This is a genomic window from Peribacillus sp. NPDC058002, from assembly GCF_042886655.1.
GTDB classification, from domain to species: domain Bacteria; phylum Bacillota; class Bacilli; order Bacillales; family DSM-1321; genus Peribacillus; species Peribacillus aracenensis.
Genome location: NZ_JBHVQU010000172.1, coordinates 1 through 7795, shown reverse-complemented (window position 1 = coordinate 7795; position 7795 = coordinate 1). Strand labels below are relative to the sequence as shown.

Here is a 7795-nt window from a genome sequence, read left to right as displayed (position 1 = left end):
AAAACTAAACGATTTAAGGTTGATTGGAGCGCAAGTGCGAGACTCCTGCGGGAGCTGCGGGACAGGTGAGACCCCACAGGCGTTTACGCCGAGGAGGCTCAACGCCCGCCCCGCTGAAAGCAAGCATCTGGAGGGGAAATCAACCACACCGCTTTACCTGGTAAATAGCAACAAAGTATGCGAAAACAGCCTATCTCTTACAGGATGTTGCAGCACTCGTGAAATTGAAGAGCAAAGTTTAGATAAAGGTTTGGCATTCGATAAAGGCAAGGAGTCCATCATAACTTATTCTTCATCGAAGATTAACTTCCCTTATTAAACTAACCTGCCCCATATGAAAAAGCTGCCTTAAAGACAGCTCCGATCTCCAGCTAACGCACCCGTTAGTCACATTCCAACCATGGGTACAACCAATTCATGTGACATGCCAAAATAGTGGTATTTAATTATGACTCTCTCAATACTATGTTCATGCACTAACGAAAGGGCATAAATAGTATCATCTTCTGTTGCAGTACCAGCATTTACTTTATCGAGTTGCTTTTGTGGGTCAGTCTTTGGTTTAAGAGTTATAGAATCTAATCCTTTGAAGGTATATTCACCTTCTTCGCCATCAAAATGATCAGAGATAATAAACCCTTTTGGATGATAACTCACCTGTAATTTCACTTTGGAGGGTACAACTTTATCATTGACAAGAACTTCTTCAATTTGAATATTCCCAAATGGACTTTTATTTCCTACCGAAACCAGTTGTACCTGTTTATCATTCGCTGAGGCACTTGGATAAGCTACTAAGGGTTGATTTAATTTCAGAAAAAAGAAAAAACCTATAAATAAAACCACAATACTAATAATACCTATTAACACCTTTTTCAAAAAAACACTCCTTTATTATCCTGCCCCTTTAGTTCCATAAAACATATTGCAGAGGTTACATAAACTGTAAAAAAAAGACAGTTTTACCGTCTAATAGATTGCACTAGTTTTCTTAGTAAAAACAAAACTAGCATTGAAAAGAGAAGTTAGAATTAATCCTGGAATATTTATAGTAGTTAACAAATTTACACCGCCCATTAATTTCAAAAACTAAATTTTAGATGTTATTACAAAAATAGTAAATGAACAAAATTCCAATAAGCTACGCTTCTAAAAATCCCTCAGTTTAATTCGATTTCCTCACTAATACTCGCTTATTCGCAGGATTTCATCACCCTTGAATTTAAGTTCATGGTTAAACCGGGTGATAAGGTTTTGTGAAGGCTTATCATACAAACAAGTTGTCAAGAAATCATTAAAAAATTAAGAAAAAAATGTTAATTATTCATTGTATTTCCAATAAAACAAGAATAGTATTAACAATGAAGTGATAAATATAATGAGGTGGCAAAAATATTATTATCAACAAGTTTATGCTTCATATTATTTTCAGGTTTTTCATTATCAGAGGCAAAAGCAGAAACAAGTGAAGACCCTATTGCAATTGTACCCTATGCTTGTACTGAAGTAGGAACGTACACAACATCTTATAAATCTAAAACAACTTCTACAAAAACTGAATTCACTCATTATGCAACAAATAACAGTAGTGCTACAGATAGTGTTACTAGATCTGTACAAATTTCTCATGCTGCTACAGTAAGTATAGGAGGAGAAGCTTCATTTAAAGTACTACAAACAGGGGCAAAAATAACGGCTAATGTTGGGTATGGATATAATAGTACGAAAACTCTTTCTACAACTTGGTCTATTCCAAAGGGATCATGGAAATTAACTGCAGGAAGTAAATGGGTAAAAGCCACTGGAACTCGTTATAAAGTTGCTCCACCTTGTAATTTAACAAATGCAACAACTACAACTGCTAATTACACTTATGCAACATGGAGCGATAAAGTTAAACAATAATGATATTTCGAGATTTGAAGATTTCAATATATAATCATTGAAGTCTTTATTTATTACTAATATACAGAGGTGTTAAAATATATGCTTCTAAAATATATTTGTCCTTTTATCATTTGTATGTCCTTTCTAATGGGGTGTAATTCTTCAGAAAAGACAAGTGAAAAAAATGGCAATAATCCGATTGAATCTGAACAGAATAATTCATCTATTCAAAAAAACAAATCATTAGAAAACAAGTTGCTCCCCCCTAAATTTAGCATAACAAATTTTGAAATGAATTATATTACTGAGAATAAGGAATTAACTTTTCTTATGAATTATGAAATCGATGTAGACATATACGAAATTTTACAGGAAAATACTCAAAAGATTTACTTTTCACTTGAGTACCCTGAAGCATTATACGATATTTTTAATAATACAACTAGTGAATTATTGTTAGCAGAGCAACCTAAAGGCTATAATACTAAATTTCAAACTCAATTCAGAATAAACATCGATTTAACGACAAAACAATTAGAGAAAATAAAAAATAACTTATCTGGCTTTAACCTCATTATAGCTGACAAAGATAAGGATGCAATTGCTCATTTTATTGATTTAAATAGTTTTAATACCTTTGATCCTGATACTTCAAATTCTACTCATATAGATGATACAACTAAATAATTACAAATAAGGGTTCCATCAAACTAATACTTCTATTTACCCCAATAACAACAGAAGTTGTTGAAGCCGCACGAGATAGTTTAGTAATCTGAGTCAAGTAAATATCTCTTAAAACAAGTGTAAAATAACGCCCAAAGTGACAAGTGCTGATTTTATCACATCTTATATAGAGGTTCATAACTTTTAAGTTATGAACCTCTATATTTAAATCTTAAATCAACGAAAAAAACGGTTCTCATTTAGAGAAACGCCTAGTTCATAAAATTAGTAGATTTCAATTTTCTCATTCCCAAAATTATTGATTTTTAAGTTCTAAAGCTTTAATCATTTTCTCTAGTTTTTCTATTCCTTGTTTTAAAGAAAAATTGAAGGAAACATTAACGAATCTCATGTATTGCTGAGGATATCTAAAAAGGTAATGCATAATAAGGGTGATAAGGTTTCTGACACTTTTGGATATTATTATGATAGTTTATTAGAAGAAGAAGAAGATAATATAATCGAAGGAGCACAAAATGATTTAAGTTGGGAAGATTATTTAATATCTTCAGATAATGGAAAAGAAGATATACAAAGTGACTTAATTGACGATTTCAAAGGCTGGAAAAGTTATCCAAATGATTTAAAGGTGATCTTATAAAGCTTAATTCTAAAGATAAATAATAAAATCAGCTAAACCTATTCCAAATATAAAAATAAGGAAAACTAGTTGAAAAAATACATCGCCAATATTCAATTTCATTCCTGCCTTTACAAGTATTGGTGATAGTGTACCATATTTTTTACTGCGAAGTTCTTTAACACTACGCTTAATGAACTAAACTGCCCCCTTTAGTTCCATATGAAAAAGCTGCCTTAAAGACAGCTCTGATCCTAAGCTAAAGCACCCGTTAGCCGAATAAGATATTTCCTTTATATTAATTCACTTTAAGGATGTCTAAATGCTTCGTTGTAGAAATCAAATCTATTTTATGATTTCCTTTTGTGTAAAAAACGGAAGCCCCTTCTCTTTCTCCCTTTTTCCATCCATTCGATTTAAGGACTAATTCATATCCAAATGGTATGCCATTTTCCTCCGATGCTTTTGACCAATCATAACTTTTCCCTTGTTCATTTTCCTGGACTAGCTCAGCATTTTTAGGAACCGGAAAGTCAAATGCATCTTTTGATGGTTCGTATAGGGATAACATTATGAAATAATAAATGACTCCACCTATCAAAAGCGTAGCTAAAGTAAGTGTCCAACCAAACATTTTCTTCATTTTGCTTACCCTTCCTTCATAGGTTGTTATTTGGATCGATACACCAAACAACTATTTGTTATCTACATATTCTATTCAAATTGTGGATTATCCTTGTTCAACTAAACTGCCCCGTTAGTTAATTAAGGGTTCTTTTTTACAATCAGAAGGCCACCATTTGGTGGCCTTCTAAAAGAACTAAAAACAGTTAAAAGGCTTTAAAAATAATGGAGTTTGCCCAGTATGCAACTAAAATAATAATAATTGCAGTAACAATAACAAGCATTTTTTTACTGTTACTTCCAAATTCTCCCCTTTCCCTTATTTCCTCTCTGTATTTCATTTGTACCTTTTTCTTTTTATCATCTAATTTCATAGCAGGTAGACCCCTTAATGAAAATAATTTAAGTTTATTTTACCATAAAAATCCATATTCATTTTTCAACTATCCTGCCCCTTTAGTTTAAGTACATTCTTTCACAATCTCAATAGAGTAGAGCCTTTTTAGACACAATTCCAATCACCTACAAAATAGAATTCATAATGTCCATATGACTTGTATCAGAATGCTTATCGTTGTATATACGCATTTTCCTGATCCTACCCCAATATAACCTCAAAAAAAACGAGCCTTTAGAATTGATTCTAAGGCTCGTTTCGTGAGAAAATCCCGTCTCTTCAGCACGCATTGCGAAAACTAAAGAGCTGGACTTAACATAAGTTGAAATTATTTCACTTCTACCCATCCGTTTTTAATAGCTAGAACAACAGCTTGTGTACGGTCGTTTACATTCATTTTTTGAAGAATGTTAGTCACATGGTTTTTTACTGTTTTTTCACTGATGTATAAAGTTTCGCCGATGGCACGGTTGCTTTTTCCGTCTGCTAAAATTTGAAGAACTTCACACTCGCGTCGAGTCAATAGATGACGCGGTCTTCTGATCTCTACAGCATGTACTGAATCACGATCAGCAGCTAAACGGCGATATTCTTTGACTAGATTATCTGTCACCTTCGGATGAAGGTATGAGCCACCTTCTGCGACTACACGAACAGCATCAATTAACGCATCTGCGTCCATTTCTTTCAACAGATAACCTTGTGCTCCTGTTTTCAATGCATGCTGTACATAGTTTTCATCATCATGAATCGATAAAATGATGACTTTCGTTTCAGGGTAATGGTTTACAAGTATTTTAGTTGCTTCGACACCGTTCATATTCTGCATGTTGATATCTAGGATAACAACATCTGGTTTGTGTGTTTTAACAAGATCCATAGCTTCGCTTCCGTCATCGCCTCGGCAACAACATCAAAGGTTGATTCAAAATCTAATATACGCTTAACGCCTTCACGGAAAAGCTGATGGTCATCGATAATGATGATACTAGTCTTCAATGGCTTCTTCCTCCTAATTTATTTAAATGCCTGTTCACTAAAATTTATAAATGATAGGGAATTTTCTTTTCAGCAGCATTTACAAGGAATAGCATATTTTTTCGTTTTGGGGATAATCCTTCTTCTTAGCTTGATGGCGATGTGGCAGGATCCCTTAGAGTAATAAAAAACGCCAAGCTGGTAATCGTTGGAGGCTTAGCGTATATTTCCGTTAAAATGTTGGCGGGACCCCTTATAGAACTATGGTATTGAAACCAAATAAACCATCATTTTTTCCTTACCATTAGCTGATTTTGAGGTGTATTAGCTCAATTGTTATTCAAGCCCCTTTAGTATAGTAACTAAACTGTAAACGGATTGTTACGCAAATAGCATTGTTTGAAGGAGACTTCAATGTATATAATTAATACTCGTTAAAAGGAGTGTTGAAAGATGATAAACGTAACAGTAGATAAGTTAAAATTCAAGAAACAATTATCGATGCTTGAACAAATCACACTGAAAGATTTTCTGTATACCTGGTTAGGTAGCTCAAGCAAGGGATTGGATGATTTTTTTCACCTTGAGTACACAGTAGATGTATTTGCCAAAATGGAAAAAATGACGAATGACACCGATTTGTTGATTTCTGATGATGATTATTTCAGATACATAACATTGACGGAAGATAATCAATTTGTGATAGGTGTTTTAGATATGAATTCAGAATTAAAACATAGAATAATTTCACTAGATAAGTTTAAATAATTCTTCGTTTTCTTTAACCCATACAACAAGAGGCAGCGTGGTACACTGTCTTTTTTTATTTGTTCACTATAGATCTTATGCGACGTTTCTGAATTATCCTGCCCCTTTAGTTGCATAAAGGAAAAAGATGCCTTAAAGACAGCTCTGATCTTCAGCTACCGCACCCGTTAGTTTAAGTACAATTCTTCACAAACTGATTTTGCTTAACAAAACTGACCTGCAGCAGAACATCGAAAAGTCATTTCTAATTGAAGGATTTACCCAATATATATAGAAACCTACTAATAAATTAATATCTAATTGAGTAAAAGCTTAAAATTCCAATTATCATAGCGATTAAAAGAATTGATACTAAACCAATAGGTATTTTAATCCAAGTTTTCATGAAATCACCTACTTGTTGAGTTTTGTGACAAAAAAAAAGACGGTTTTACCGTCGCCTTTACCTAAAATGCCAGGATGGCCTCTAAACCATATAAGGTCGTACGTGACCGGATATACAGAAGCCCCTTATTAGGATATCTTGATTCATATTTTCAAAGATTTTTCTAAATGGTGAACCAAAATGCACGGTGAATATGGAAAAATCTTAGCATGGGCTCATTTGTCTTACCTTTGAGTCTGTCTTTGCCTTAAATAATATAAACCACGAGCTAAGTTAAAAAAGGAATAAGTACCAAAAAGGATTGGGAAAGCTTTAGAATTTTGAAAAACTCTAAATGAAACTAAAGCCAAAATAAGAAAAAATAGAGTGAAGATAAAACTTTGTGTATACCTGGGAAGCTTTTTCAAAAGCAACTCACCTCTTTCTTTATTTTACCAATAAATGAAAGATTAGTGAATCTCATAATGCAGTGCTTCTAAACTCTATATTCATAAAAATTACTTATTAATTTATTAAGTCACAGTTCGAACATACTACACTTAATGAGCTAAACTGCCCCGTTAGTTGAAGAAGAAAAATTCATTTTTCAAATCTAACTAACGTTTTTTCGGGAATTTTAATCTGGTCAATATCAAAGTTATTGATTAGGAGGGTTATCTCACCATCTCGCTTTTCAGCTTCTTCTCCTACCCAACAACTATACAGTTCAAATAAATCACCTTTCTCCAGGTAACTGTCCATAATTTTACATAATTCTATTAGCTTCTTTTTCGATTCGGCACACGTTTTTGGGTTCATATATTCTGAAATCTCAATTCCCCAATGACTTGATACCTCATAAACGTAAGGAGTAGTAAACTGATATTTCTTTACATTGAGCAAGTCAAACTCACCGGCAAAACAACCGCCAATATAAAAAAATTCATCTGAATATTCATCATCATTAATCGGTATTTCTATATTACACCCAATATAGGAAGCCAAACTCATTTCCACTCACTCCTTGTTATTCCTTCTTGAACTAACGCACCCGTTAGTTTAAAAACGAAAGTTATGAATAGCTTTCAGGATAGTACAATTTTTTAGACTTGTTCTTTCGTGGATAAATTAGAGTCATTTGTACGAACTAAAAAAGAATGTCCGTGTATAATCACTTCTGTTAGAGTATCGCCTGGACCTAATTCGAATAGAGGGCACTGTGCCGGAATTTTACCCTTTAATGTTTCTCTATCAATTTTCTTAAATCATATTTCCTTTGACGAATTAGTAATAAAAAGGCTGTTTTCGTAAACTTTGTTGTTTTTTTAATGATTTTTTAGATGTGATATAATTATGGTAATAATAGGTTAAGTTTATTTACTGATAAATAGAATAAAGGGGAATTTACTTTGTATTTGTTAATATCAATTATTTTATCTGTTATATTAGGTTATCTATTGCTTATGATGGG

8 protein-coding genes and 2 pseudogenes are annotated in these 7795 nt (G+C 33.0%); 5 read left to right on the top strand and 5 right to left on the bottom strand.

All coding sequences use genetic code 11. The features are described 5' to 3' along the window. A pseudogene (locus ACFVSH_RS20390) lies at positions 1–319 on the top strand (hypothetical protein); the annotation flags it as partial. A gap of 68 nt (positions 320–387) precedes the next feature. On the opposite strand, the gene ACFVSH_RS20385 reads toward ACFVSH_RS20390, so the two are convergent. After that, positions 388–879, bottom strand: coding sequence for a hypothetical protein (locus tag ACFVSH_RS20385; RefSeq protein ID WP_387707544.1), 492 nt, complete (start codon positions 877–879; stop codon positions 388–390). A 504-nt stretch (positions 880–1383) separates the two neighbouring features. Here ACFVSH_RS20385 and ACFVSH_RS20380 point away from each other — a divergent pair. From ACFVSH_RS20380 to ACFVSH_RS20370, 3 genes are all read left to right on the top strand, one after another. Continuing rightward, a complete protein-coding gene (locus ACFVSH_RS20380; protein ID WP_387602742.1) occupies positions 1384–1905 on the top strand; it encodes a hypothetical protein in 522 nt (173 codons plus the stop codon). Between the two features lie 81 nt (positions 1906–1986). Beyond that, complete coding sequence (locus ACFVSH_RS20375; RefSeq protein ID WP_387602744.1) at positions 1987–2574, top strand: hypothetical protein; 588 nt, start codon at positions 1987–1989, stop codon at positions 2572–2574. A 418-nt stretch (positions 2575–2992) separates the two neighbouring features. Then, positions 2993–3214, top strand: coding sequence for a hypothetical protein (locus ACFVSH_RS20370; RefSeq protein WP_387707542.1), 222 nt, complete (start codon positions 2993–2995; stop codon positions 3212–3214). 277 nt (positions 3215–3491) lie between these two features. Here ACFVSH_RS20370 and ACFVSH_RS20365 read toward each other — a convergent pair whose 3' ends face one another. The 3 genes and pseudogenes from ACFVSH_RS20365 to ACFVSH_RS20355 form a co-directional block, all read right to left on the bottom strand. Further along, positions 3492–3836 (bottom strand): hypothetical protein, encoded by a 345-nt coding sequence (locus ACFVSH_RS20365; RefSeq protein WP_387707540.1) that lies wholly within the window; start codon positions 3834–3836, stop codon positions 3492–3494. 187 nt (positions 3837–4023) lie between these two features. Further along, positions 4024–4191, bottom strand: a complete 168-nt coding sequence (locus tag ACFVSH_RS20360) for a hypothetical protein (protein ID WP_387707538.1) — start codon at positions 4189–4191, stop codon at positions 4024–4026. 351 nt (positions 4192–4542) lie between these two features. Further along, a pseudogene (locus ACFVSH_RS20355) lies at positions 4543–5213 on the bottom strand (response regulator). 432 nt (positions 5214–5645) lie between these two features. Here ACFVSH_RS20355 and ACFVSH_RS20350 point away from each other — a divergent pair. Continuing rightward, on the top strand, positions 5646–5960 hold the full coding sequence (locus ACFVSH_RS20350; RefSeq protein ID WP_387602755.1) for a hypothetical protein: 315 nt from the start codon (positions 5646–5648) through the stop codon (positions 5958–5960). Positions 5961–6924: 964 nt separating this feature from the next. On the opposite strand, the gene ACFVSH_RS20345 is transcribed toward ACFVSH_RS20350, so the two are convergent. Then, positions 6925–7335 (bottom strand): hypothetical protein, encoded by a 411-nt coding sequence (locus tag ACFVSH_RS20345; RefSeq protein ID WP_387707536.1) that lies wholly within the window; start codon positions 7333–7335, stop codon positions 6925–6927. Between the last annotated feature and the right edge of the window lie 460 nt (positions 7336–7795).

Excerpts from the sequence above, each read along its gene's own strand:
- ACFVSH_RS20375 (WP_387602744.1), top strand. The coding sequence starts at position 1,987 with ATGCTTCTAAAATATATTTGTCCTTTTATCATTTGTATGTCCTTTCTA.
- ACFVSH_RS20370 (WP_387707542.1), top strand. The coding sequence starts at position 2,993 with ATGCATAATAAGGGTGATAAGGTTTCTGACACTTTTGGATATTATTAT.
- ACFVSH_RS20365 (WP_387707540.1), bottom strand. The coding sequence starts at position 3,836 with ATGAAGAAAATGTTTGGTTGGACACTTACTTTAGCTACGCTTTTGATA.
- ACFVSH_RS20360 (WP_387707538.1), bottom strand. The coding sequence starts at position 4,191 with ATGAAATTAGATGATAAAAAGAAAAAGGTACAAATGAAATACAGAGAG.
- ACFVSH_RS20350 (WP_387602755.1), top strand. The coding sequence starts at position 5,646 with ATGATAAACGTAACAGTAGATAAGTTAAAATTCAAGAAACAATTATCG.
- ACFVSH_RS20345 (WP_387707536.1), bottom strand. The coding sequence starts at position 7,335 with ATGAGTTTGGCTTCCTATATTGGGTGTAATATAGAAATACCGATTAAT.